Origin of the sequence: Nitrincola alkalisediminis, assembly GCF_009821115.1 — a bacterium.
In the GTDB taxonomy this organism is placed as follows: Bacteria; Pseudomonadota; Gammaproteobacteria; order Pseudomonadales; family Balneatricaceae; genus Nitrincola; species Nitrincola alkalisediminis.
Genome location: NZ_VYTY01000003.1, coordinates 43254 through 69747 on the forward strand (window position 1 = coordinate 43254; position 26494 = coordinate 69747).

22 protein-coding genes are annotated in these 26494 nt (G+C 48.8%); 16 read left to right on the forward strand and 6 right to left on the reverse strand.

Going from position 1 to position 26494, the window contains the following annotated elements:
• Positions 1-2: 2 nt before the first annotated feature.
• Positions 3-710, forward strand: a complete 708-nt coding sequence (locus tag F5971_RS05650; RefSeq protein WP_223116266.1) for a 5-oxoprolinase subunit B family protein — start codon at positions 3-5, stop codon at positions 708-710.
• Positions 707-1630, forward strand: coding sequence for a 5-oxoprolinase subunit C family protein (locus F5971_RS05655; RefSeq protein ID WP_036507520.1), 924 nt, complete (start codon positions 707-709; stop codon positions 1628-1630). Before F5971_RS05650 ends, F5971_RS05655 begins: the two co-directional genes overlap by 4 nt.
• Positions 1631-1983: 353 nt before the next feature.
• Here the strand turns inward: F5971_RS05655 and prmB are convergent, their stop codons facing one another.
• Positions 1984-2904, reverse strand: coding sequence for a 50S ribosomal protein L3 N(5)-glutamine methyltransferase (gene prmB / locus F5971_RS05660; protein ID WP_036507527.1), 921 nt, complete (start codon positions 2902-2904; stop codon positions 1984-1986).
• A gap of 163 nt (positions 2905-3067) precedes the next feature.
• Between prmB and F5971_RS05665 the strand changes: the two genes are divergently transcribed.
• Entirely contained in the window at positions 3068-4306 is a 1239-nt protein-coding gene (locus F5971_RS05665) for an EAL and HDOD domain-containing protein (protein WP_036507529.1), read from the forward strand.
• 58 nt (positions 4307-4364) lie between these two features.
• Here the strand turns inward: F5971_RS05665 and ilvD are convergent, their stop codons facing one another.
• The gene (gene ilvD, locus F5971_RS05670; RefSeq protein WP_036507531.1) at positions 4365-6200 is read right to left on the reverse strand and encodes a dihydroxy-acid dehydratase; all 1836 of its coding nucleotides are present in this window, start codon (positions 6198-6200) and stop codon (positions 4365-4367) included.
• Between the two features lie 142 nt (positions 6201-6342).
• Here ilvD and F5971_RS05675 point away from each other — a divergent pair, with 142 nt between their 5' ends.
• The 4 genes from F5971_RS05675 (at position 6343) to F5971_RS05690 (ending at position 9066) form a co-directional block, all read left to right on the forward strand.
• On the forward strand, positions 6343-6603 hold the full coding sequence (locus F5971_RS05675) for a hypothetical protein (RefSeq protein WP_036507533.1): 261 nt from the start codon (positions 6343-6345) through the stop codon (positions 6601-6603).
• A gap of 106 nt (positions 6604-6709) precedes the next feature.
• Complete coding sequence (locus F5971_RS05680) at positions 6710-6997, forward strand: PepSY domain-containing protein (RefSeq protein ID WP_036507535.1); 288 nt, start codon at positions 6710-6712, stop codon at positions 6995-6997.
• 18 nt (positions 6998-7015) lie between these two features.
• The gene (locus tag F5971_RS05685) at positions 7016-7702 is read left to right on the forward strand and encodes a response regulator transcription factor (RefSeq protein WP_036507538.1); all 687 of its coding nucleotides are present in this window, start codon (positions 7016-7018) and stop codon (positions 7700-7702) included.
• Positions 7699-9066, forward strand: coding sequence for an ATP-binding protein (locus F5971_RS05690; RefSeq protein ID WP_051514031.1), 1368 nt, complete (start codon positions 7699-7701; stop codon positions 9064-9066). The genes F5971_RS05685 and F5971_RS05690 overlap by 4 nt, the downstream gene beginning before the upstream one ends.
• Before the next feature lie 27 nt (positions 9067-9093).
• Here F5971_RS05690 and argA read toward each other — a convergent pair whose 3' ends face one another.
• The 3 genes from argA to F5971_RS05705 all read right to left on the reverse strand — a co-directional run bounded on the left by argA (position 9094) and on the right by F5971_RS05705 (position 12518).
• Complete coding sequence (gene argA, locus F5971_RS05695) at positions 9094-10446, reverse strand: amino-acid N-acetyltransferase (protein ID WP_089503595.1); 1353 nt, start codon at positions 10444-10446, stop codon at positions 9094-9096.
• A 97-nt stretch (positions 10447-10543) separates the two neighbouring features.
• On the reverse strand, positions 10544-11809 hold the full coding sequence (locus F5971_RS05700; protein WP_036507540.1) for an inorganic phosphate transporter: 1266 nt from the start codon (positions 11807-11809) through the stop codon (positions 10544-10546).
• A 28-nt stretch (positions 11810-11837) separates the two neighbouring features.
• Positions 11838-12518: a TIGR00153 family protein gene (locus F5971_RS05705; protein ID WP_036507543.1), complete on the reverse strand. Its 681-nt coding sequence runs from the start codon at positions 12516-12518 to the stop codon at positions 11838-11840.
• 278 nt (positions 12519-12796) lie between these two features.
• Between F5971_RS05705 and F5971_RS05710 the strand changes: the two genes are divergently transcribed.
• The 5 genes from F5971_RS05710 (at position 12797) to glnE (ending at position 20746) form a co-directional block, all read left to right on the forward strand.
• Positions 12797-13801, forward strand: a complete 1005-nt coding sequence (locus tag F5971_RS05710) for a helix-turn-helix domain-containing protein (RefSeq protein WP_193494393.1) — start codon at positions 12797-12799, stop codon at positions 13799-13801.
• Between the two features lie 74 nt (positions 13802-13875).
• A complete protein-coding gene (locus F5971_RS05715; RefSeq protein ID WP_051514039.1) occupies positions 13876-14796 on the forward strand; it encodes a SphA family protein in 921 nt (306 codons plus the stop codon).
• Positions 14797-14807: 11 nt separating this feature from the next.
• On the forward strand, positions 14808-16028 hold the full coding sequence (locus F5971_RS05720; RefSeq protein ID WP_036507545.1) for an MFS transporter: 1221 nt from the start codon (positions 14808-14810) through the stop codon (positions 16026-16028).
• A 62-nt stretch (positions 16029-16090) separates the two neighbouring features.
• Positions 16091-17554 carry an amidase gene (locus tag F5971_RS05725; RefSeq protein ID WP_246187765.1) on the forward strand — a complete coding sequence of 488 codons (1464 nt, stop codon included), beginning with the start codon at positions 16091-16093 and terminating at the stop codon, positions 17552-17554.
• 282 nt (positions 17555-17836) lie between these two features.
• Entirely contained in the window at positions 17837-20746 is a 2910-nt protein-coding gene (glnE, locus tag F5971_RS05730) for a bifunctional [glutamate--ammonia ligase]-adenylyl-L-tyrosine phosphorylase/[glutamate--ammonia-ligase] adenylyltransferase (RefSeq protein WP_036507548.1), read from the forward strand.
• Positions 20747-20819: 73 nt separating this feature from the next.
• Here the strand turns inward: glnE and F5971_RS05735 are convergent, their stop codons facing one another.
• Complete coding sequence (locus F5971_RS05735; RefSeq protein ID WP_036507551.1) at positions 20820-21818, reverse strand: branched-chain amino acid aminotransferase; 999 nt, start codon at positions 21816-21818, stop codon at positions 20820-20822.
• 268 nt (positions 21819-22086) lie between these two features.
• Here F5971_RS05735 and F5971_RS05740 point away from each other — a divergent pair, with 268 nt between their 5' ends.
• The 4 genes from F5971_RS05740 to F5971_RS05755 are packed head-to-tail and all read left to right on the forward strand — an operon-like array spanning position 22087 to position 26466.
• The gene (locus F5971_RS05740) at positions 22087-22980 is read left to right on the forward strand and encodes a mitochondrial fission ELM1 family protein (RefSeq protein WP_246187766.1); all 894 of its coding nucleotides are present in this window, start codon (positions 22087-22089) and stop codon (positions 22978-22980) included.
• Between the two features lie 5 nt (positions 22981-22985).
• Entirely contained in the window at positions 22986-24260 is a 1275-nt protein-coding gene (tviB, locus tag F5971_RS05745) for a Vi polysaccharide biosynthesis UDP-N-acetylglucosamine C-6 dehydrogenase TviB (protein ID WP_036508062.1), read from the forward strand.
• Between the two features lie 2 nt (positions 24261-24262).
• Complete coding sequence (locus F5971_RS05750; RefSeq protein WP_193494394.1) at positions 24263-25387, forward strand: glycosyltransferase family 4 protein; 1125 nt, start codon at positions 24263-24265, stop codon at positions 25385-25387.
• 26 nt (positions 25388-25413) lie between these two features.
• Positions 25414-26466, forward strand: a complete 1053-nt coding sequence (locus F5971_RS05755; protein ID WP_193494395.1) for a glycosyltransferase family 4 protein — start codon at positions 25414-25416, stop codon at positions 26464-26466.
• Positions 26467-26494 lie beyond the last annotated feature (28 nt).

Genomic DNA, 26494 nt, shown 5'->3' on the forward strand with positions numbered 1-26494 from the left:
TTATGATGAAGACAGCACGACTCGCCCCTCGTATTGAACATGCGGGTGTTGATGCATGGACGGTTCGTTTGTTCGACGATATTGCCGAAGAGAATATGCCTTGGATCTTAAGTTTAGTGAAAGGGTGTGAGGCACTCTTCTCTGAGGCGCTGATCGATATTGTCCCGTCTTACACAACGGTTTGGATTCAGTACAACTTAACCAAGTTATCCTCTCAAGTCTCCCGTCAGATGCTCGTTTCGTTGCTTCAAGACTTACGTCTGTTGGACATAAGTCATGCAGGCAGTATTAAAGAAATTCCCGTGTGGTACCACTCAAGTGTTGGGCCTGAGCTTGAGCGGTTGCAGGATGCAAAAGGTTTGTCCTTGGGCGAGGTGATTGCTTTCCATACTGAAAACCCTTTTCGTGTTTTTGCCTTAGGATTTGCACCAGGCTTTGCGTTTATGGGCAGCCTGCCTGATGCCTTAGTCTTGCCGCGTTTATCCACACCGCGTCAGCAAGTAGCGGTTGGCAGTGTTGCGATTGCTGAGCGACAAACGGCGGCATATCCACAAGCAACACCGGGTGGGTGGAATGTGATTGGGCGGACACCTTTGCGATTATTCGACCCTCAACGTGAGGCTATGAGTTATCTACAAGTCGGGGATCGGGTTCAGTTTGTCAGTATTACTCAACAGGAATTTAAGCGACTTGGCGGAGATGATCGATGAGCCATCCGATCTTTCGAGTTATTCAAGCAGGCCCTTTAGCACAGTTGCAGGATGCGGGGCGATTTGGTGTACGTCATTTGGGACTTACTCAGGGTGGGCCGATGGATCTGGAGTCTTGGGCGCTGGCCAATCAACTATTGGATAATGCTTGGGGTTGTGCCGTTTTGGAAATCACCGTGGGTGGCTTAATCCTTGAATGCCTAGAGGATGTTGATTGTGCAATGACTGGAGCCGATTTAGGTGCAACGGTGGATAAATCACCGATTCCGCTTTGGCAAAGTCTACCGCTTAAAAAAGGACAACGTCTCGCCTTCGGATCGCCCAAGCAAGGACTGAGGGCTTACTTGGCGGTAAAAGGTGGGTTTGATGCGCCGCGTTTTCTCGAGAGTTGCGCTTCTGTGCAACGTGAGCAGTTGGGTGGACATAAAGGGGATGGCAGTCGGTTAAGTCGAGAGGATGTGTTGTTTGCTTCGACACTATTCGAGTCGGCCTCTGTACATAAAAAGACTCAACCGCGCGCCTTCGATCAGATAACCGATTTAGATTTGATTCCCGGTGCTCAAGTGCACCTTTTTTCAGGCCGCAGTCTTTTTCAAGCCTTCAATCACGTTTGGAAAGTGGATTTGCGCGCGGATAGGATGGGGGTTCGTCTCACTGGGAACCCGTTGCAAGTGAAATTACCCTCGTTGATTTCTGAGGGAATCGGGCTGGGGGCGGTGCAAGTTCCACCGGATGGTTGCCCGATTGTGTTGTTAAATGATCGTCAAACGATAGGTGGCTATCCGAAGCTAGGGAGTTTAACGCCCTTGGCCTGTGCGCGTTTGGCTCAGGTGCAGCCAGGTCAGTCCGTTCGGTTTAGAGCTTGTGGGCAAATTGCGGCATCTGAAGCCTATGCTCAATTTTTATCTCGATTCCAATGAGCCCTGTGTGAATCCTTTATCTTTCACTCCGACCATCCAATGCATTGCATCTTTAGTGTTGATCAAAAAATAATCAGTTTTTCACAACCGAGCATTGATGCTGACTGGAATCGCTTTCCCCCCGAGTGTCCCAGTGTTATGCACAGTCTTATTCAGGTTTCATGTGCATAATACACTTATCAACACCTGAGCGTGTTAGTAAATGCAGTGAGTTGCGAAAACTCCCTGAAAGGCCCAGATAATGGGGCCTTTCAGGGGGTAAAGGGTGTGCAAAACTGTGTTGATATTGTGTATAAGTTGTGTGTGGATTGACGTCAGTCAGGTTCGACGGTCGATTTATCGCGTTAAAACCCTTACTGAAACAAGGATATATGTGGACGTAAATCCCTTGCTGAGATCATAAATACGCCATTTCCACCCTTTTCAAATTCTGCCCACATGAATGGAACTTCAGGGTAGAGTTCGATCAAATGTGCTTCGCTATTACCGACTTCAACGACCAGCAGACCCTCGTCATCAAGATATTCACAGGCCTCTCTTAAAATGCGCCGTGTAATATCCAAGCCTTGATCCCCCGATCCGAGTGCCAATGCAGGCTCGTGATGAAATTCAGCGGGCATATTGGATAAATCCTGAAGATCAACATAAGGAGGGTTGCTGACAATCAGATCGTAGCGCTTACCTTTTAGGGCATTAAAAAGATCGCTCTCAATAACCTGCACACGCCCGTTGAGTTCGTGGCGTTCGACATTGCTCTGCGCAACGTCTAAGGCATCTGTGGAAATGTCGGCCAGATCAACTTCGGCCTCAGGAAACGCATACGCGCAGGCAATCCCTATGCATCCACTGCCTGTGCATAGATCGAGTATTCTGTCGACTTGTCCGGGTCTCAGCCAAGGATCAAACTCCTGCTCAATGAGTTCTGCAATCGGTGAACGAGGAATCAGGACGCGCTCATCGACATAAAAAGGCATGCCTAAAAACCATGCTTCTCCAACTAAGTAAGGCAAGGGGATTCGCTCTTCAGCTCGACGCCGAATAAAATCCAATACCTTGATCCGCTCGTCCTGAGTAAGCTTCGCATCTAAAATAGCGGGGTTGGCATCCCATGGCAGATGGACAGCATTCAGCACTAACTGCACCGCTTCATCCCACGCATTGTCCGTACCATGCCCATAGAAAACACTGTGTTTCTGAAAATGTGTCATTGCAAGGCGAATGTAGTCACGAATAGTTTGCAGATCTTGGCGGATTTGTTCAGTTTCAGTTGACATGAGGTGGGTCCAGAATGAGTTTAGCGGCACATAGGATAGGTAATGGTAAAGAAATCTTGCTGAGAGTGCTATGATGTTTAAATCATTATTGAATCGCGTGCGATAATATCAGGAAGCATCCTGTCTAAGCCGAGCGTTACAGGTATTGGGAGAAAAGTAATCGATGGCCGGTATTAAATTAAATGCAAATGATCAGAATTTGCCTGTCTTAATGGCGCGTCAGCCAATTTATACCAAAAGTCAGGATGTGGCCGCCTATGAGCTGCTCTATCGAGATGAGCAGGGCAATTTTATTCAGGGATTGAAAGATGATGAAGCGACACTCGCCGTACTCATCAACTCCTATTCGTCTGTCAATGCCAATAATCAGAATGAAAATGTTCCATTCTTTTTAAAAGTCACGGATGAAATCTTACTGAGTAATCAGCTTCCAGATCTTCCGCGCCATATGTTTGTTTTACAATTGCTGGCGCATACGGATGTGACACCTGCGTTGATTAATCGACTACAACAACTGGCGAAGCAGGGGTATCGATTAGCGCTGTCGGGATTTGATCCCGCCGATACTAAGTTTTATCCGCTTCTTAAGGTGATTCATGTTTTAAAACTTGATATTCAACTGATAGGTTTGCATCGCATCCCCAATCTGGTTAAAAAGTTAAAGCCGTTTAACTTAGAGCTCTTAGCCGATAAGGTTGAAACCCAAGACGAGTTTAGACAGTGCCTTGAAATGGGCTTTGAGCTCTACATGGGCTATTTTTTGAGTAAGCCTTGTTTGGTGCGAGGCAAGAAAATATCTGGCAATAAAGTGGTGCTCTTGCAGGTCTTAAACGAACTCAATAATCCCAAGTCGTCGCCGCAGTCTGTTGAAGAAATTGCACTCAAAGATCCTGAGTTGACCTATAAAATCCTACGCGTTGTAAACTCGGCTGCGTTTAATGTGCAAAAAGAAGTGAGGTCTTTGTCTCACGCCATCACCTTGTTGGGTATGGAGCAAATTAAGCGTTGGGTCATGTTGTTCTTGACGAAAAGCGAAGGGGGAAAGCCGCTTGAGCTGACGCGCACCATGTTGGTTCGTGCGAGAATGTGTGAGTTGATGGCTGAGATACTTGAGTACGAGACCCCCATGGATTTCTTTATCGTCGGTTTGTTGTCTCAGTTAGATGTGATGATGGACATAGACATGTCTTCATTATTAGAGCAGGTGCCCTTACAGCTCAATGTTAAAAGTGCCCTGCTGGAGCGTGAAGGTCCATTGGGTCAAGTGTTGAAGGAGGCTGAAATTTATGAGACTGGCGAATTTGATCGTTTGAGTGATTTGCTTGATCGGCCGTTTTACGAGGTTGCCTATCGTCATAGCCTGAAGTGGGCGGATCAAGTCCTCAATGCCATGCACACCTAAACCCTCAGCGGTTCTCAAATCTGCGTCAGCCTCTTATCGAAGCTGACGCATTCTCTGTTTAATCCAGCAACGATATATCGCGAACAGCACCCTTGTCAGCAGAGGTGACCAGTTTTGCATAAGCCTTAAGTGCGGCTGATACTTTGCGTGGTCTTTCGTCCGCAGGCTTCCAACCTAAACGATCACGCTCAGCACGGCGCGCCGCCAGTTCTTCATCGCTTAAGAGGACATCAATGCGTCGGTTTGGAATGTCGATGCGAATGCGATCTCCATTTTGAACAAGACCGATGGCACCACCGGAGGCCGCTTCGGGTGACACGTGACCAATCGATAGCCCCGATGTACCGCCCGAAAAGCGTCCATCGGTTAATAAAGCGCAGTCTTTACCCAAGCCTTTCGACTTAAGATACGATGTGGGGTAGAGCATCTCCTGCATGCCCGGTCCGCCTTTCGGGCCTTCGTAACGAACAATCACGACATCGCCCGCTTTTACTTTGTCGTCCAGAATGTGGGCAACGGCTTGATCTTGAGATTCTGTAATGTGGGCTGGACCTTCAAACACCATAATGGAGTCATCAACACCTGCAGTTTTTACAACACAACCGTCCTCGGCAATGTTGCCAAATAAAACAGCCAAGCCTCCTTCCTGCGAGAAGGCGTGTTCACCAGAGCGGATACAGCCATTTTCACGGTCGCCATCTAGGGTAGGCCAACGCGTTGATTGACTGAAGGCAACCTGGGTTGGAATGCCCGCAGGACCCGCTTTGTAAAACTCAAGGACTTCGGGTGATGGGCTGCGCATGATATCCCAGGTTTCTAAGGCTTCTTTCATCGAAGAGCTATGCACCGTAGGGAGATCTGAGTGGAGTTTGCCTGCTCTGTCCAGCTCACCCAGAATCGCGAAGATACCACCGGCGCGGTGGACATCCTCAATATGGTATTTTGGTGTGTTAGGTGCGACTTTACATAACTGTGGAACACTGCGTGAAAGACGATCTATGTCTTTTAAATCAAACGCAATTTCACCCTCGATGGCAATTGCCAATAAGTGCAGAATCGTATTGGTTGACCCGCCCATGGCAATGTCTAAAGACATGGCGTTTTCAAAGGCTTTGAAATTGGCAATGTTACGCGGTAATACCGAAGTGTCGTCCTGCTCATAGTAACGTTTTGCCAATTCAACAATGCGGTGTCCGGCCTCTTCAAACAAACGGCGACGATCACTGTGAGTCGCCAGTGTCGTACCATTGCCTGGTAAAGAAAGGCCGAGTGCTTCGGTTAAGCAGTTCATAGAGTTGGCGGTGAACATACCCGAGCAAGAGCCGCATGTGGGGCAAGCTGAGCGCTCATATTCAGCGACTTTTTCATCGCTGGCGCTGTCGTCAGCAGCAATGACCATTGCATCGACCAAATCGAGCTTGTGCTCAGAAAGCTTGGTTTTACCCGCTTCCATCGGCCCGCCTGATACGAAAATAACGGGGATGTTTAAGCGCATGGCCGCCATCAGCATTCCCGGTGTGATTTTATCGCAGTTTGAAATACAGATAAGGGCGTCGGCACAGTGTGCGTTGACCATGTATTCAACCGAGTCGGCAATAATGTCACGTGATGGCAAGGAGTAGAGCATGCCGTCGTGACCCATGGCGATCCCATCGTCAACCGCAATTGTATTGAATTCTTTTGCCACGCCGCCTGCTTTTTCCACCTCACGTGCCACCAGTTGTCCCATGTCTTTTAGGTGGACATGGCCGGGAACGAATTGAGTAAATGAGTTGGCAATCGCGATAATGGGCTTTTGGAAATCATCATCTTTCATTCCGGTGGCGCGCCAAAGTGCGCGAGCACCCGCCATATTACGGCCAGCTGTGGAGGTCTTGGAGCGATACGCAGGCATGTTGTTATCCTTTGCTTAGGGTTCACGAGCGATTTTTATCAGTATAACAGATTCAAACACAGTCCTGAGTATACCAAAGACAGCCTTGTTTCAAGAGAGGTTGACGACTATTCTGTCACATTTTAAACAGGTAAATTCGCGCATGACTATCCGAGTTGATAAAAAAGAAATTCGAAAGGACCCTTTTCTGCGTTTCTGTATGAAAACAGGTATTCCATTGTCCATATTGGCTGTGTTGTTACTCTGGGGTGGCGGGTATTTGCCCTTTCCGTACGTGAACCCGTTGTTTGTATTCTGTACCTCGCTGGCCATCTTGATAGGTTTGGCCTACAACGTTCGTTTTGTGATGCTCTCGGTTCGATCCATTCGTGAACAAGAAGAACACGCCAAACAGAAAAAATAGGGGCATTTTTGAGCTGTTCAGAAGCGATTCATCTGGATTCATTTAGGATTGCCTTCAATGCTAAATCTTAAATGTTCGGGTGTTGTACTGAACGGAGGATCCATGAATGCCATCAGCTTTGTTGAATGAAGGGCGACGTAAGCTCATATCGATATCGCTCTTATGTTTAGCTGTCGTTCCCTTGATGTTTGTTTCTGTTGCCACGGTCGCCAACTCACCCGTGAGTCTGAAACAAGCAACCGAAATCGCTCAGAAAACCTTTGGTGGACAAGTCCTCAAAGCCGAAGAGGACGAAGCCAGTGGTGACAAGGTGTATCACATACGCATTGTCAATGAAGGCCGTGTTAGAGATGTGCAAATCAAGGCGAGCACGGGTGAAATCATTGCACCCTAGTAGAGTAAGGACATAGGCATGAAGTTATTGATTGTTGAAGATGATCCCGATTTACGTCGGCAGTTGGTCTCTATTTTGGCTGACAAAGGCTATACCGTGGAGGAGTGTGCCGAAGGTAAAGATGCGGTTTTCCAGGGGCAAGAGTACGACTACGATGTGGCGATTGTCGACTTAGGTTTGCCGGGTCTATCGGGAATGGAGGTCATTCGAGCTTGGCGTCAACAGCAGCGAGATTTTCCTGTGCTTATTTTAACTGCGCGTGGTCACTGGCAGGATAAAGTTGAAGGCTTGGAAGCGGGAGCTGATGACTATTTGGTTAAGCCATTTCAGCCAGAAGAATTAATTGCGCGATTGAATGCATTGGTGAGACGTGCAGCAGGTCATGCAAAGCCTCAGTTGACGTTTGGTCCAATCAGTTTGGATACGGTCAGCCGTGTTGTGTGCTTGAACAACGAAGAGGTTCGTTTGACCAGCTATGAGTACCGTACGGTTGAATACCTGATGCTGAATGCAGGTAAAACAATTTCTAAAACAGAATTAACCGAGCATCTTTACCATCAGGATTTTGATCGAGACAGCAATGTGCTTGAGGTTTTTGTACGTCGCTTACGGCAAAAACTCGATCCTGATCAGACATTGCAGCCGATTATGACGGTGAGAGGCTTAGGTTACCGATTTAACCCGGATATTAAGACGCAATCTTGAAATTCAAATTGATTCCGCGTTCGTTGCAAGCCCGTTTATTATGGGCTTCGTTCATTTTACTGCCCTTGGTGATTGCCGCTGCAGCGGTTGCACTGCAGCGCTCCTTCTATGATAGCTTGGTGACCTCCGAGCAATCTCAAGCGCAGCTTCAGGTCTATTTAATTCTAAGCGCAGTGGAGTTGGTTGATCATCAGCCGGTGTTGCCCGAGTTGCTCCCTGAGCCGGGTTTCATGCGGCCCGACTCGGGTGTCTATGGTTACATGACCAATCCCTCTGGTGAGGTCTTATGGCGTTCGCTATCGGCTCAGTTTTTGGCAAATGAAATCGCGGAGAAAAGCTTAAAGGGACGTTACCCAGATCCTGGACAGATGCACTTTCGGTATTTACGCCAGCAGGGCTATTTTTTGATGCAGTATCCCGTCGTTTGGGAGTCGCCCGAAGGCGATCTTGACTTTATGGTGTCTGTGTTACGCGCTGATTTGTCTGTAAATGAGCAAATGTTGGCGTTCAAAACCCGTTTGTGGGGGTGGTTATCGGGCGTCTTTTTACTCGCGCTCTTCGTCCAGTATGTGATCATGCGCTGGGGCTTAAAACCCTTACATCAATTAGCCGATGATCTTAATCGCATTGAAAAAGGTGATGCCGAAGGACTGACGGGTGTATACCCTCTTGAGGTGCAGGCCGTTACCGATAATCTAAATCAGCTTATTAAAAGTGAGCGCCAGCAGAGAGAACGCTATCGCAATACACTTGCCGACTTGGCTCATAGCCTGAAAACGCCTTTGGCTGTTATTGCCGGTGCGAGTAATGAAAAGCTGGATAACCAGGCGTATAAGCAATTAATTGAAGAGCAGGCTCAACGCATGGGGCAGATAGTGCAGTATCAACTGTCCCGATCGGTTAAGTCTCAAAGCCGCTTACTCGTTAAACCCATTAAAATATCACCTGTTGTGCAACGCATAGGCGGTGTTTTATTGAAAGTCTATGCTGAAAAACAGATCCAGTTTGAGAATCAGGTGTCAGAGGCGGCTGAGTTCCAAGGCGATGAAAGTGACCTAATGGAGTTGTTAGGTAACTTAATGGAAAATGCCTGCAAATATGGCAAACGCCGGGTTCGAGTGACCTCCTATACCACGCGTAATGGTGTGTTATTGATGATCGAAGACGATGGCAATGGTATTTTGCCAGGTGAGTCCCGTGTGATTCTAGAAAGGGGCAAGCGTATGGACACCTCGACCAGTGGGCAAGGAATAGGTCTCGCCGTTACGGTTGATATTCTGAGCAGCTACGGTGGGGCGTTGGAGGCCGATAACTCGCCGGAATTAGGAGGTGCACGTTTTCGCATGATGATTCCTCTGGCGTAAGGTTAGGTTCGCCAGAGGAAAGCAGGCTTAAAGTGTTTTAAAAAACACCTTGGAGTTACGCTGGAAGTTATACAAGGCTTTTTTCTCACCGGGTAAGTCGTCTAAGGGAGCAGGTTTAAAGCCTCGCTCTACAAACCAATGCGCCGTGCGTGTGGTTAACACAAACAAAGACGTGAGACCCAATTCATGTGCGCGTGCCTCAATGGCTTCTAATAAGCGATCACCTCGCTCACCGCCACGGTATTGATTGTCGATGGCAACGCACGCCAGCTCACCGACCTTGTCTTCAAGGAAGGGATATAAAGCGGCACAGCCAATAATGACATTATCGCGCTCAACCAGTGTGAAGCGTTCTATTTCAGCTTCCAAACGTTCTCGTGAGCGTCTGACTAATACGCCCTGAGACTCCAGTGGCGCGATTAACTCAAGAATACCGCCGACATCGTCGATACTCGCTTGACGAATTTGCTCATACGATTCTTTAATCACCATGGTGCCGGAACCATCGCGGGTAAAGAGTTCGGCAAGGAGAGCGCCGTCCTGTTGATAACTAATCAAATGACAGCGTGGCACATTGTGTTCACAGGCATCGGCGGCGGCTTGCAGCAATCGAGCCGTTTCTGTGTAGGCAAGGCTGGCATCCTCAATGCGTGACAAGTACTGCGATACCATTCGCTTCGCGGTTGCGACCAAGAGCTCACTGCGCAGGTCACCACGGCTGTCGCGTATCCCGTCTTCGCTGCCAAATAAAATGAGCTTATCCGCCTTCAGCGCAATCGCGGTCCGGGTTGCGACTTCTTCCACTGATAAATTAAAAATTTCTCCTGTCGGAGAAAAGCCAAGGTTTGAAATCAAGACAATATTATTGAGGTCTAATTGTTGATTGATGGCTTTATGATCGACTCGACGAGGCTCACCCGTGTGGCCGAGGTCAACACCGTCAACAACCCCTGCGGGTTTAGCCGTCACAAAGTTGCCACTGCACACTCGAATTCTAGAGCCATGCATGGGCGTATTCGATAAACCCATTGAAAACAGTGCTTCTAATTCTGCACGCAGTACACCTGCGGCCTCAATCACGCAGCTGAGTGTGTCGCTATCGGTGATGCGTTGATGATGGTGAAGTCGAGTGGGAATATTGCGTTGTTGTAAGCGCATTTCAATCTGAGGGCGCGAACCATAAACGACCACCAGTCTGACATCAAGGCTATTGAGTAGCGCAATATCATGAATAATATTGGTTAGGTTAGGGTCGTCCAGTGCTTCTCCACTGAGCATCAAGACAAAGGTTTTATCACGATGGGCATTGATGTATGGAGAGGAGTGCCTAAACCAATTTACGTATTGCAGTGCATCTTGTGTTGAAGAGGGTTTATTCACAATCAGGCCTAATCTCGATTCAGTAAGTGCGTTGAATCTCTATTGATACCACATTTCAACAGAAATCCAACGCATTTTAGATCAGACCAGAAAACTTCTACAGAAAAATGGCACTTAAGATAAAGAAAATAATAATGGATAAGAAGGCACCTGCTGGCAGAGTGACAATCCAGGAGATAAAAATCGTACCAATAATGCGAAGATTCAACGCGGCCATACCACGCGCAAGGCCGACACCTAACACTGCACCTACGAGGGTATGAGTGGTTGAAATGGGTAAGCCTGTACCCGATGCAACCACAACCGTACCGGCCGCTGCTAGCGTTGCCGCAAAACCACGACTGGGTGTGAGTTCTGTGATGTTTTGGCCAACCGTTGCAATGACTTTGTGGCCATACATGATGAGTCCAGCAACAATGCCACCACCGCCGAGTAACAAGATCCACGAGGGCATGATTGAGCGTGAGGCCACTTCGCCACCGGATTGAACAACACTCACAACGGCCGCCAGTGGGCCAACCGCATTGGCAACGTCATTGGAGCCGTGTGCAAATGCCATCGCGCAGGCCGTAAACAGCATCAAAATGGCAAAAATCTTCTCTACATTGGTGAAGTGGAAGTCCTTATCATCCTCGGGGTTGGGGCGGATGCGTTTGATCATTAGGACGCCAACGCCCATGGATATAAGCCCAATCACGGCTGAGGCAAGGCTTGCTTGGGTATAGGTCAAGTCGAGTCCAATGTGTGTCAAACCCTTGGTAAAGGTGACCATTGAAATAATGAAGCCGACTAGAAAAATGTAAAAAGGCACGTAGCGTTTGGCATTTTCGTACGGGCTTTCCGTACTCAAAATAAGGTATTGGACACTTCGGAACAGCCAAAAAGCGATAAAGCCTGCCGTCAGAGGTGAAATAATCCAACTGGCGGCGATGGTGCCGATTTTATTCCAGTGAACCGCTTCGACGGCAATACCAACAGCCGCGAAGCCGACAATGGCACCGACAATGGAATGCGTGGTTGAAACAGGCCAGCCGAAGTGAGTGGCCACTAACAACCAAATGCCTGCCGCCAATAATGCTGACATCATTCCAAAAATAAGGAGGTCTGGAGAGTCAGCCAGTAGCTCCGCATCCGTGATGCCGCTACGTATCGTTGCAGTGACAGCCCCTCCTGCTAAATAAGCACCGGCAAATTCAAAAATGATGGCAATAATAATGGCTTGTTTTAAGGTGATGGCTTTTGAACCCACGGAGGTTCCCATGGCGTTCGCTACATCGTTCGCACCGACACCCCAGGCCATAAAAAAACCGAAACAGCAGGCAATGACAATTAACAGTGTGCCGTGTTGAGCAATAACATCCATACAACAATCTCAGACAATAAGAAAAATATTATTTGGCAAGCAGTTGTTGCAAGCGACTGCCCACAACCTGTGCTCGGTTAGAAAGGTCACCGATCCAATCAATGGTCTTGTATAAAAACATGACATCAATCGGATTGAACTCCTTTTCAACGGTAAATAATGAAGCGCGAAGTGCGCGCTCTTTTTCATCGGTTGCATGTTCTAAACGGTCAAGTTCACTGATCAAACGCTGAACAATTTTGACTTCGTGGCCACGAAATCCGGTTTCCAGCAGTTCGTCTAATTCGTTCAAGGCGGTAACGGCTTGTTCGGTGGTTTGCACGGCAATTTCAACAAAGGCCATGAGCTCTTCACTCAAGACCGCTGGGATTTCCATGCGACGTCCAACCATGAGGCCAGCAATATCTTTGGCACGGTTTGCAACTTTATCTTGGGTTCTCAACAGCTCAAGAAGATCATTTCGGGGAACGGGTAAAAACAAATTGCCCGGTAAGTTTTGGCGAATTTCCCGCTTCATCTTATCCGCTTCGCCTTCCATAACCGCAATGCGCTGTTGGCACGCATCCGCTGTTTCCCAATCTTTAATCAGAATGGCTTTAATAAAGGGGATAAGCTCTGCGGCGGCCGCTTGAGACTTCGCAATATGCTCTTGCATGGGCTTAAAAGGGGAGCGGCCAAACATTTGCGTGATTGGGTTTTTGCTAACCATATGGGAAGGTTCCTAGAGTTAAGCTAAAGTGTAATGGTCAAATTATACTCGCTCACCCAGTCGATGTAATTAAAACTTCATAAAAGTGTCATTAAGATGTCATGATGTGGGAGTTTGTCCGCTAAAGCTTAGGGTCTTACGTGCCCAACGCCTTTCTGATGTTGCGTTGCGGCTATCCAATATCCAATTTCGGCAAAATTGCTTAGATCAGTTGCCAACGGGCGTAAAAGTTGCTTTGATGAATTTTTAATCAAAAGAAGATAGTGGGTGTTACTGTTATGCACCTTGATCGGGCAGAAGAGTTAGGGTTTGAACTTTCCGGCTTCCGTCATCGACGTACAAGTAATGTCGAAGATCATGCTCGCTGCTTCAGTGGTTGGAAACTACATTATAATCAAGTGACTAAAGGTTTATTCGAAGGGAGTATTACTGAACTGGATTTGCAGGGCATGCAGCTGATCCGCGATTGCTCCAATCAGGCAATGGTCAAAAGTGGGGAGGCTTGGGAAGGGGCGGTGACTTTCAGTCTCCCCTTGGCGTTGAATGTTCATAACTTCTATTGTGATGGTCATGAGATCAATGTGCAGAGCGTCTTAGCGGCATCGGGGGATCATCTACCTGATTTACGTACACCCGCTGGAATTGACCTGTTATGTGTTGCTGTAGAGAGATCGCTGCTTGAAGACATACTTGAACGTCAACAACGTGATTTTAAATTGGACCTCAGTGTGGCTCCAGGCTGCTTTCATCTGACCAATCCCGCGTGTCGAGAAGATCTAGTTGCTCTTGTCGACAGCGTTTTTGGGGGGCAGGATAGTCAGGGGCGAAAGCTCATGGCTTATGCCGCTATTCGTGCGGGTATCCGTGATACAGTGTTGATGCATCTGCTGGATCTTGTTGACTGCGAAGCGGTTATATCATTGCCCACAACTGCCCGCAAGTTGATTGTCGACCGTGCATGTGAGTATGCTCTGGCCAATCCTGATGCCCCTCCTTCAATCATCGACTTATGTAATCGTGTGGGCGCTAGCCGACGTAAACTACAGTACTGTTTCCAAGAAACACTTGGCATTAATCCTGTTGCATACTTACGTATGTTGAGGCTTAACGCCGTACATCGCGAACTATTGCAACCCCATTCCTACATGGCAGTACAGGATATCGCCATGCATTGGGGGTTTTGGCATCTGAGCCGATTCTCTTCTGAATACCGACAATTATTTGGTGAGCTCCCTTCGGATACTCTGCGTAGAGCACGTAAGGATTTTGCTGATTTCGGATAACTCATAGGACTGACTCCTTTGTATTGTTTTTGTTGATTGTAACAACAAAAACAATACACCGATGAGGGTAGTCTATGAATCTGAAAAAGCTGATAGGTGCTGTTGCTGGCACGATCCTGATCCACCCTTCGGCATCCGTGCTGGCGACCGAGAATGGTGCTCCGACGACGGCTGCAGGCTTGTACAATTTTGGAGCGGGTTTTATGCCTCCGGCAACGCCGAAGGGGGCCTTTGGTCTGCGTACGGCCTTCTATTCTGCCAATAGTTTCAAGGATAATTCGGGAAAGGATGCACCCGTGGATTTCTCACTCGATGTCTTGTCACTATCCCTAGCGCATGTGCGTATGACAGATCATGAGGTTCTCGGTGCGAAATATGGCTGGGGAGTTGTGTTTCCATTTTTACACATGGAAGCATCGTTGGATGTGTCCACGCCCGTCGGTACTTTTTCTCGCAGTGCCGATGTATTTCGCCAAGCGGATATTCAGGTAATACCCTTGATATTGCAGTGGCATCCATCACGCAACTTAGGCGTGAACGCACAGTTCCAGATTCAGGCGCCTACTGGCGACTATGACAAGGACCGCTTGGTTTCACCAGGTCTAAATCATTGGACCTTTTCCCCGATTTTCAACGCCACCTACATCTCCGATACCGGTTTTGAAATATCGTCCAGCTTCGAGCTGGATTTCAATACCCGTAATCGTGCTACTGATTACCGCAACGGCGTGGAGTATCGGCACGAATTTGCAATGGGTCAGCATGTCAAGGATTGGACTGTGGGGCTTGGCGGCTACTACTACCATCAGCTTACCGATGACAAAGCGCCTTCACTAACGAGTGGTAACCGAGCTCGAACAATCGCTGCAGGACCCGCCTTGAGTTTTTTCCGCCCGGGTATGCCCGCGGTTTGGTTACATGGTTATAAAGAGTTCGGCACTCGAAACCGTGCCGAGGGTTACAGCCTAGCATTACGTATAGCCCAAAGCTTCTGAGGAGGGTAGAGATGGCTGATAAAAATATGATGTTCCGTCAGGCGACAGGGCGGCGTGAAGGGTTGGTATTGATGCTTGGCAGTAGCCTGACCATTGTCGGTTCGGTAATGGTGGCGCCGATCCTGCCCAAGCTCGGAGCCGAGTTTGGTCCTATGGAACCGAATGCCGCTCTGCTGGTACCGATGGCGATTACTGGGCCAGCACTGGCTATCGCACTGTTTGCACCAGTTGCGGGTTGGTTGGCAGACCGACTTGGCCGCAAGATCTTGTTGGTCATAGCGACATTACTTTATGCCTTGTTGGGTGTTATTCCGGCATTTCTGAATGATCTGCAGACGATCGTCAGTGTCCGTTTGTTATTTGGCTGTACAGAGGCGGCGATCATGACGTGCTGTGCAGCACTGATTGCGGATTATTGGAAAGGTGAGGATCGTATGCGATTCATCAATTACCAAGTGGTCACGATTGGCCTAGTCGGGTCGCTGTTCTTCGTAATTGGCGGAGTACTCGGCGAGCACTCTTGGCGTACTCCGTTTTACCTCTATCTGCTGCCGATTCTGTTGGTGCCAATTATGATGAAAGTGCTGTGGGAGCCTCGCCAAAACACGGAACAGATCACCGTGAGTGATCCAGAGCAGGTTAACGCTTGGGCGCTACTGGTCGGTTATCTGTTGGTGTTCACTGGTATGGTTTTGAACTTTATCGTACCCATTCAGACACCAGCGTTGTTGGTTGGCATGGGGGTAACTTCCAGTACTTTGATTGGTGCTTCTGCTGGTTTTGGCTTGCTCGCTACACTTGCAGGCTCACTGACCTGGCCTTTGATGCGTCGTTTGCTGGGGATTCGTGGCTGTAATGCGTTGTTGATGTTGTTGATCGCGCTGGGGCTCTGGTTGCTTTCCAACGCTCAGAGCTATAACGACGTTTTGGTGGCGGTTTTTATTCACGGTATCGGCGCAGGTTTATTAGTCCCCAATACCATGTCTCCGGTTATGAATGCGCTGACGACCGTTACCCGTGGGCGAGGAATGGGTGGTTTTACTTCCTGTCTTTATATGGGGCAGTTCGTCAGTCCATTGGTGGTTGCGGCTTTAATGGCTCAGGTTGGTGAGTTACGCGATGCCATTGTTATATTGGCGCTCATCAGCTTGGTCGGTGCGTGTATCTGGATGCTTTCTTATCTAATGCCTAGACATAGAGCGCAAAGCGTGACGGATAACCCCGTGGCTTGATTTGTGGACCAGGCATCTGCTTATGATGTCTAAAGGGCCTTTCGAGTTGTAAGGAAAAAATCATGCAAGATTTAAAGGAAAATATTATGCAGGATATACAAGCACTGATTGATCAATCGGATGCCACAGCCCTCGCTGAACTCATTCGAGTAGGGGAGGTGCAGCCAAAAGAGCTTCTGGAAGCAACTATTGCGCGTTTGGAGAAAGTCGAGCCTAGCCTAAATGCGGTAGCCGAAACGCTCTATGAGCAAGCAAGGCGACAGGTACCTGGAACAGGACCCTTCTCAGGTGTTCCGACGCTGATTAAGGATCTGTTTGCACCTCTAACGGAGGCGCGGATGAGCAACGGTTCCTTGGCATTAGGTGAGGCTCGTCCAGGGCTGGATGATGAATTGGTCAGCCGTCTGCGTCGAGCGGGTTGTGTATTCATAGGTACCACGACCTCGCCTGAGTTTGGTACGTCCTATACCACCGAATCTACTCGTTTCGGTGCGACTCGTAACCCCTGGGATACCGAGCGCAGTGCGGGCGGCTCAAGCGGTGGTTCAGCTGCACTGGTCGCATCACGTGTAGTGCCTTTTGCCCATGGTAATGATGGTGGAGGTTCACTTAGAGTGCCTGCGTCCTGTTGTGGTGTATTTGGTCTTAAGCCCAGTCGTGGACTGGTGCCGAGTGGACCTCTTATTGGCGAGGGGTGGGGCGGGATGGGAGTTGGCCACGCGATAACTCTATCGGTGCGTGACAGTGCAGCCTTGTTGGATCTGACATCTGGCGCTGATTTGGGCGCACCTTACGCAGCACCGGCTCGGCCCAGTTCTTACCTCGAGGCGATGGGGCGTCCTCCTAGGCCCTTGCGGATTGCGTTGGTCGAACAGATGGAGCCTTGGCCGTCATCGACCGAAGCCTTATCGGCGGTACGTGATGCCGCTGCACTGTGTGAAGGCTTGGGGCATTTGGTCACGCCAATCAATCTGCCAGTGGATCTGTTGAAGTTCTATGACATGGCATTTGATATCATCGGCCCGAATACGCGCCGCTATTTGGATATGCTGGGACAGATGCGCGGTGCACCTGTTCAAGCGGAGGAGCTTGAGCCTCGTACACGGATCTACCTAAGAGATAAGGGAGGGATTGGTGCGGTGAAATATGTGCGTGCAATCGAAGGGATCCATGCTCTAGGCCGTACCTTTGCAAATTTCATGTGCGACTTTGATGTTATCTTAACGCCGACGCTGACACGTGAGCCGCCATTGATTGGCACACTAGATGTGATTGATGACCAAAAGGATATAGGGACATTGATTGAGTGCTTTCATAGCTATTCCCCCTATACCGCACTGTTCAATGCAACTGGGCAGCCAGCCATGTCTGTCCCCCTGTATTGGACACCGGGTGGGTTACCAATCGGCGCTCACTTCGTTGGACGCTTTGGTGAAGAAGTTACTCTGCTCGCACTGGCGCACCAGTTGGAGCAGGCCCAGCCTTGGGCACATCGTCGCCCGCAAATAAATGCTTGCGTTAGCTGAAAACTGTGCAGAATTTACCTAGGCCGGAAGGTCTAGGTAAATATAATCGACAGTCTGGTGATTCATTGACCTTTTGAGCACTTTGCTGGCGGTACAGCCTTATCTTATTGTCAGGAGCCAAAATCCTGACAACATCTCTTTGCGCCAGCTACTCGATTATCTGCAGGTTAATGTAACGCCAGCCATAGAGCCTGATCGTTGATAAGCAAATGTAGGTTTAAAAACGGCGCACGTCTGATATTCTCTTTACCTTAACTTCGGCATAGCACAGGGGAATTCATTTTGTCATTTCAGTCAGCCATCGCCGCCTTGCCTTCTGAGCTTCAAGCCCTTGCGCACAAGCAGGTTGAAGCCCTTCAGTCCGTTTTTGAATCCATGCCATCACTCCCTGACGCCTTTCAGCAGGACTGTTTGAAGGTTTTGATCGGCAGTGATTTTGTTGTGGAACAATTATCTCGACATCAATCAACTTTAGCTGATTTGATGGCGGAGGGAGGGTTAGAGCGTCAGTATACCTCGGGAGAATATGCGGTACGATTGCGTCAGCGCATTATCGATCTAGAGGACGAAGCCGCTTTTCATCGTCAGCTACGCGTCTTTCGTAATTATGAAATGGTGCGACTCATCTGGCGTGATTTGACCCGCAAAAGTGATACGCGCAACACGGTCATTGAGCTCTCTGCACTTGCGGATGCTTGCATTGATGAGGCGTTAAACTGGTTGTATGCAAAAGCCTGTAAGCGTTGGGGTGTCCCGCAGTCTCGCCCTAATTCTGAAGGGGTTACCTATCCACAGCGGTTGGTTGTGTTGGGTATGGGTAAATTAGGTGCAAACGAGCTGAACTTGTCCTCGGATATCGACTTGATTTTTTGTTATCCCCAGAACGGTGAGACTGACCATGAGCGTTCATCTTTAGAGAATCAGGACTTCTTTATTCGTTTAGGGCAAAAGCTAATCCAAGCCCTCGATAACCTGACGCTAGATGGGTTTGTGTTTAGAGTGGACATGCGCCTGCGTCCATTTGGTTCCGCAGGCCCTTTGGCGATCAGTTTTAACGCGATGGAGAACTACTACCAAGAGCAAGGGCGTGATTGGGAGCGTTATGCCATGGTAAAAGTAAGGCCTGTTGCTGGAGATCTAGTCGAAGGTGAGCGCTTACTTACAGAGCTGAGGCCCTTTGTTTATCGCAAGTATATTGATTTTAGTGCTTTTGAATCTCTGCGTGAGATGAAGCAAATGATCAATCGCGAAGTTCGTCGTAAAGGTCTCGAACAAAATGTTAAGTTGGGATCGGGCGGTATTCGTGAAGTGGAATTTATTGCCCAAGCCTTTCAGTTGATACGAGGGGGGCGAGACCGTGATCTGCAGCAGCGCGAGCTTTTAAACATTTTGCCCTTGTTGCCTGAGAAAATTGGTATGCCAATTGAGGCCGTTCAGGAGCTGGCACAGGCCTATTTATTCTTGCGAGATACTGAGCATGCTATCCAGGCAATCGCAGATAAGCAAACACAAGAGTTGCCGGATGACGCGCTGGGTCAAGCTCGAATTGCCTTTAGTATGGGCTTTTTAGACTGGAGGGCGTTCAGTGAGCAGTTGTCTTTGCATCGACAGGCTGTTTCAAGGCATTTTGCTGACGTAATCGCCCCTGTTGTTGAAGAAAATGACGAGGAAGATAAAGCCGCAGAGCAATGGATGTGGGTCTTTGAAGGCGAAATCGAAGAGGCTCAAGCGCTGGAGTTTTTAACCGAAAAGGGCTTCCCAGAAGCGCAGGAAGCCCTCAAACGTTTAAGCGATTTGCGTAAATCGAGAACGATGCAGTTAACACAACAAGTGGCGCGCGAACGCTTATATACGATTCTTCCTGAGTTGCTGGAACGCATCGCCACTTGTGACAACTCAACACAAACACTTGAGCGTGTGCTCTTGCTGATCGAAGCGGTGCTACGACGCTCGGCCTACTTAGTGTTGTTGGCTGAGAATCCGGGGGCGTTACAACAGCTGGTGCGTTTATGTTCGGCAAGTGCATGGTTCTCCGTTCTCTTAGCAAAACAACCGGTCTTACTGGATGAACTGATTGATCCAAGAACCTTGTTTACACCGCCTGATAAAGCGCGTTTGCAGGCGGAGTTAAATCAGCAACTCTTGCGCATTTCTGAGCAAGATACTGAGCAATTGATGGAGGCTCTACGTTACTTTAAACATGCGCATGTGTTAAAAGTAGCTGCCTCCGATATCACAGGAGCGCTGCCTCTAATGAAAGTGAGTGATTACTTAACCTGGTTAGCAGAGGTGCTGCTGGCGGCAGTATTAGACAATGCTTGGCGGGGATTAGTCGAGAAACATGGCTATCCCATGACTGATGAAGGGCCTATGTTGCAGCCTCGCTTTATTGTATTGGGGTATGGCAAATTGGGCGGTATTGAGTTGTCCTATGGTTCAGATTTGGACTTGGTCTTTATTCATGATTCGGATCCTAATTTATCCACCGATGGTGAAAAAAGCCTGTCCAATGCTGTCTTCTTTAACCGACTGGGGCAGCGAGTGATTCATCTATTGAACACCTTTACTCCTTCAGGACAGCTCTATGAAATTGATATGCGCTTGAGACCCTCAGGTAACTCGGGTTTACTGGTTTCGAGTCTGAAAGCCTTTAGTGATTATCAGCATAAGGAAGCTTGGACCTGGGAGCACCAGGCATTAATTCGCGCGCGCGTGGTCACAGGGGATTCCGAATTGGCTGGGGCCTTTGAACAGGTTCGTGCAGATATTCTATCGAAGCCTAGAGATCGATCTCGGTTGCTTGAGGAGGTGGTGCATATGCGAGAAAAAATGCGCCAACACTTATCCTCGAAGGAGGTTAGTAATACGCTGAATGTCTTTGACCTTAAGCAAGATAGAGGTGGGATTGTCGACATAGAGTTTCTGGTTCAGTTCTTGGTATTGGCGCATGCGAAGACCTTTGCCACGCTTTACACCTATACGGACAATATTCGTATTCTGGATGCACTTGAGGGTGTGCAGATTTTGACGGCAGAGCAGGCTGAGACCCTACGTGAGGCCTATAAAACCTTCCGGTCGGTTGGGCATCGTCAGAGCTTACAAGAGCAATCGAATACCGTTATTGCCGATGAGGAGTTGGGTAAATGGCGTGAATGCGTGGTGACGATTTGGGATGAAGTTATGACGAGTTGACGTTGGTGAGGGCATGGATTTCGCGCAAGGACATCCCTGCGCGAAATCATGTTAACAGGCTGTGCTTAAGCCTTTAGATGCGTGTTAGCCAGCCATGTGTATCCGCACGCTTGCCCCACTGGATATCATTCAGTGCTGTACGCAGTTTGAGTGTGGTTTCACCGATACCACCTGTGCCCACTGCATATTCTTGACCTTTGTAAATCAAGGTGCCAACGGGTGCAAGCACTGCAGCGGTACCCGAGAGCGCCGCTTCACAACCGGGTTTTGCCGCTCGTTCAAGAAGCTCGTCCACCGTCAGTTGACGCTCGGATACCTGCATGCCCATATCTTTTGCAAGCGTTAAGATTGAGTCACGGGTAACGCCGTGTAAGAAACTTTCATCCAAGGCTTTGGTGATGATTTCATTACCATCAATCAATAAAAAGTTAGCGGCGCCCGTTTCTTGTACATCACCGCCTGGGCAGAACAAGACTTGGTCTGCTTGAACTTCATTACGGGCTTTCATGATGGGTTGCAAAGCGCTGGCATAGTTACCGCCACTTTTAATCATGCCCATATGTGGCGCACAGCGCATGCCCTGATCTTCGAGTAATAAGCGTAACGATTTATCACCGCCTGCAAAATAGTCACCGACGGGGGACACTAGAACAAAAAAGCAGGACATGGTTGAAGGTACTGCGGCTTTGCCAATAGCGGGTTCAGTACCGAAGTGCGTTGGACGGATGTAAAGTGATCCCGGTGGCGCAGGGACTTCATCCGCAAAACGAGCGACTGTCTGAGTGATCATGCGAGCGACTTGCTCGGTATCTAAGTCAGGCAAGCCAAGCAGCTGACTGCTTTGATTTAAGCGAGCAATGTTACGATCCATGCGGAAAATATTGACGCTGCCATCTTCATGCTTAAAGGCTTTGAGCCCTTCAAAGCAGGTGCTGGAGTAATGCAACACATGCGCGCCAGGGTGCAATGTCAAACTGTCACTTGGGACCATTTCCACCGGACTCCAGCTTGATCCGTCAAACCAGGAGATCGCCATTTCAGGCATAAAAACGGTACCAAATGCAGCTGCCATCTTGTGTATCCTCACTATAGGGGTATTCAAAAAATTAAGTTGTCGGAGTGTGTGACAAGGTCATGATTGTAATCATCCCGGCAAGGAAAAGGAATTACCTCTTGAATCTCAAATTAAAAATAGATAATGATTGTCTTAATAAGGTGCGCATGATTGTTTTAAAAAGAAGGGGACGAAATCTGCGGGTCGAGCACTCGCCAGTGGAGTAACGTGCTAGTATGCGTCAATAAGGGGTTCAAAATGAGGATTTTAGTATGAAGGGGTTAGCGTGGCAGTAGTCCGTATTATTAATGATGGAAAGCCCGGACACGTTAACCAATCCATGGGCTTAGTGAAAGCCATGCAGCGGTTGAGACCCGATCTTCAGTACGAAGTGATATCACCTTTGTCATTTCGAGAGAGTCTGCAAGCTGGAGTATTCAAGTCATATCGGCACGCTGATATACATCAAGAGCGCCCCTGTTTACTGATTGGGGCCGGCCATAAAACACATTTAACATTGTTGGCGCTTAAAGCCTATTTTAATGTTCCGGCACTTGTTTTAATGACCCCCTCATTGCCTTTGTCTTGGTTTGATCTTTGCCTTATTCCGGAACACGACTCCCCTCCGAACAAGCCCAATATCCTTGTTACGCAAGGAGCACTCAACCTGATGCAGCCCAATACCAAGTCCGCTGCCACCGGGATGCTGTTAATCGGTGGGCCTTCAAAGCAATATGCTTGGGATGAGCGCCAAGTGTTGACGCAAATTCAAACCATCGCCTCCAATGCACGTGTTGAATGGACCTTAACGAGCTCTAGACGAACCCCTCCTTCAACAGAGTTGGCGCTGAAAGCCTTGTTTGGGGATCGCTTCAAATCCTGTCACGAGGTTGCAACGGATTGGTTGCCGTCGTTACTCAGCACTACAGAGAGGTGTTGGGTAACAGAGGACAGTGTCTCCATGGTGTACGAGGCCTTGACGGCGGGTTGTGCCGTTGGAACGCTAAGTGTCCCTAAAAAAAGAGAAAACCGCTTAACGCTGGGGCTGCAAAAGTTGGAGGAGAAGGGGATAATAACGTCTTTTGAACAATGGTCGGGGGGCGACTTACCCTTACCGAGTGTACAGTTTAATGAAGCCGAGCGTTGTGCGAACATGATTTTATCAAGAGGATGGATATGAGCCTAATGACACTTGATCAGGTAAAGCTTGGAATAATCGGCCTCGGCTATGTGGGTTTGCCCTTGGCCGTTGAATTTGGAAAATACCGTCAGGTGGTGGGCTTTGATATCAATCAGCATCGTATCAACGAACTGAATCAAGGCGAAGACAGTACCTTAGAAGTCAGTGCGCAAGAGTTAAAGGCGGCAACTCAGTTGACGTTTACAGCCACCGTCTCGGATTTAAAGGCCTGTAATACCTATATCGTGACGGTTCCGACCCCCATTAACGGTCAAAAACAGCCGGATCTAACGCCTTTGATCAGTGCCTCAAAAACACTGGGCCAGGTGGTTAAGCCGGGTGACATCGTGATTTATGAATCCACGGTCTATCCGGGCGCGACGGAAGAAGACTGCATACCTTATATCGAGCAGGTATCGGGATTGGTCTATAACCGTGACTTTTTTGCTGGATACAGTCCTGAGCGTATTAATCCGGGTGATAAAGTCCACCGTGTGACGACCATCAAAAAGGTTACATCAGGCTCTACGCCCGAAGTGGCTGACTTGGTGGATGCGCTCTACCGCGAAATTATTGTGGCTGGAACACATAAAGCCAGCAGCATTCGTATAGCTGAAGCCGCCAAAGTCATCGAAAACACTCAGCGTGATCTGAATATTGCCCTCGTTAATGAACTCGCCATCATCTTTAACAAACTGGGTATCGACACCCTCGAAGTGTTGGAAGCGGCGGGCACCAAGTGGAATTTCATGCCATTTCGTCCAGGATTGGTTGGTGGACATTGCATCGGCATAGACCCCTATTATCTGACCTATAAAGCACAAGCGGCGGGGTATATTCCCGATGTGATTCTGGCTGGACGTCGGATTAACAGCAATATGGGCGCTTATGTTGCGGATGAGCTTGTCAAAGGAATGCTAAGGAAGCGCATTCATGTGGCGGGCAGTCGTATCTTGATTATGGGACTGACGTTTAAAGAAAACTGCCCTGACTTGCGCAACACTCGAATCACGGATATTGAAATGACCCTGCGGGGGTATGGAGCGAATATCGATATTTACGATCCTTGGGCAGCGGTTGAGGAGTCCGAGGCAGAATACGGTATTAGGCCCATTCAAGAGCCCGAAGCGGGTCAATATGATGCGATTTTAATTGCGGTGGGGCATCAGGTGTTTCGAGAGCTGGGTGCGAGCAAAATTCGTTCGTGGGGTAAACCAGAGCATCTACTCTATGACTTGAAATATATTCTGGCGGCAGATGAAGTCGATATGCGGTTGTAAAAATGAAAGTTGTCCAGATATTGCCAGATCTCCATGGCGGCGGTGTTGAGCGGGGAACGCTGGAAATTGCAGCAGGATTGGTGCAGGCAGGGCATGAGTCCATTGTTATCTCTGCGGGTGGCCGTATGGTCCCACAATTGGAGGCTGAAGGCAGCCGTCATGTGATGTGGGAGCTTGGGCGTAAGTCTCTTCTGACGTTGCGCCACGTATTTGCATTGCGGAAATGGTTACTGGCTGAGCGCCCCGATATTCTGCATTTACGTTCCAGACTGCCTGCTTGGGTGGCATGGTTGGCGTGGAAGTCCTTACCTATCTCATCACGACCTAAACTCGTGACCACTGTGCATGGTCTTTATTCTGTGTCAGGCTACAGTGGCATCATGTGTAAAGGTGAGCGTGTGATAGCAGTCTCTAACACGGTTCGAGACTATATTCGTCAGAATTACCCAACAACGGACATGTCCAAAGTGCGACTGGTGTATCGAGGCATCGATCCTGCCGAGTTTCCGGCGGGCTATCAGGCATCTGAGCAGTGGCGAGAAGAATGGCAAAAGGCCTATCCACAACTCATTGGCAAAAAAGTACTGACCCTTCCAGGACGCTTAACGCGTTTAAAAGGGCATCATGACTTTATCCAACTCATTAAGCATCTTTCTGAATCAGGCGTTCCGGTCTGCGGCTTAATTGTCGGAGGGGAAGACCCTAAACGTCAGTCATACGCCACCGAGCTTTATCAGCGGGTCAAAGAGGAAGGGTTCTCGGACAAAATCTTGTTCACGGGGAATCGTTCCGATATCCGAGACATTTATGCGGTTTCGGATGCGGTTTTGTCCTTGTCCACTAAGCCTGAATCCTTTGGACGAACCGTTATCGAAGCGCTAAGTGTCGGCACCCCTGTTGTGGGATATGATCATGGTGGCGTGGGTGAAATGTTGTCTGTTTATTTCCCCGAGGGTTTGTGTCCTATGTCCGATCCTAATGCGCTGAACGAAAGGGTCGTTCAGGTGTTATCCTGTCAGCTGAACTTGGATAAACCCTTGCCATTAAAAGCAGACATGGTGGCGCAGACCTTGGCAGTCTATGACGAGCTATTAATGCTAAGTGATGCGAAGGCCAATGCTCATTAGAACAGGCGTTTACGGAGTGGGTGACAGTGGACTGTAAAGACCTAAGGATTGTTCATGCTCTTTGCTCAGATCGAAGAGGGGGACTGGAGCAGGCGTTTGTTAACTTGACTCACTGTCTGCTGGCACTGGACGCCAATGTCAGTATATGGCTGCCCGATAAGGCTTCGTATGCGGATGGCTTGTCCATATCAACGCAACGTGTCAGGTTTGAGCCTCGTGGCTATTATGATGCTCTGTCTATTCTCAAGGCCCGCTCATGGCTTAAAGCGCATCGCCCGGATCTTATTATTACCCATAACTCAAGGGCAACCACCGTGATGCGCTATGCACGGCTTGGCTTAGGGATTCCACAGCTCGCTTTTTCGCACAGTTATAAACATAAACGCATGAAAGGCGCGACTCAGACGGTTATGCTGACTGAGCATATGAAGACGCATTTTGGTGCTAAAGGTTATGACCCCTCTCGGCTTGTTGTGATGCCGAATATGTTGATGTCAATTCCTGATCGACATTTTCAAACTGCTCCAGTCCAAAAAACTGATATTTGCTTGGGGTTTGTTGGGCGCTTTGATCCTGAGAAAGGCATTGCGGATTTGATCCAGGCGATGCATCAGTTGCAGCAGAAAAGCCCTGTATCTCTGACGCTGAAATTAGCTGGGGCAGGTGCCTTGGAGTCAGATCTTAACGCACAGACTCAGCGGCTAGGCTTGGAAAAACAGGTCGTTTTTAGTGGCTGGGTAAGTGACTTGGACGAATGGATGCGTGATGTTGACTTGCTGGTTGTCCCTTCCTTAAATGAAACTTTTGGTATCGCCATCTTAGAAGGTTTTTGCCATGGCAAACCCGTGGTTTCGACACAAGTGCCAGGCCCTCAGTCATTGATTGAGGCCGGTGTGAATGGCTGGCTCGCTGAACCCGGCAACCCCGATGACCTTGCGCGAGTCCTTGATCTGGCTATTCGTCAGCAAGACCAATGGCCACAAATCGCATCATGCGCCTACGATAAAGCAAAGGCGCATCATTATCAGCAGATGCTGCCTCGAATTGCAAAGATCGTTCGGGGAGTGATTGATCGTTAATCTGTGTTATCGCATGCTAATATGCATC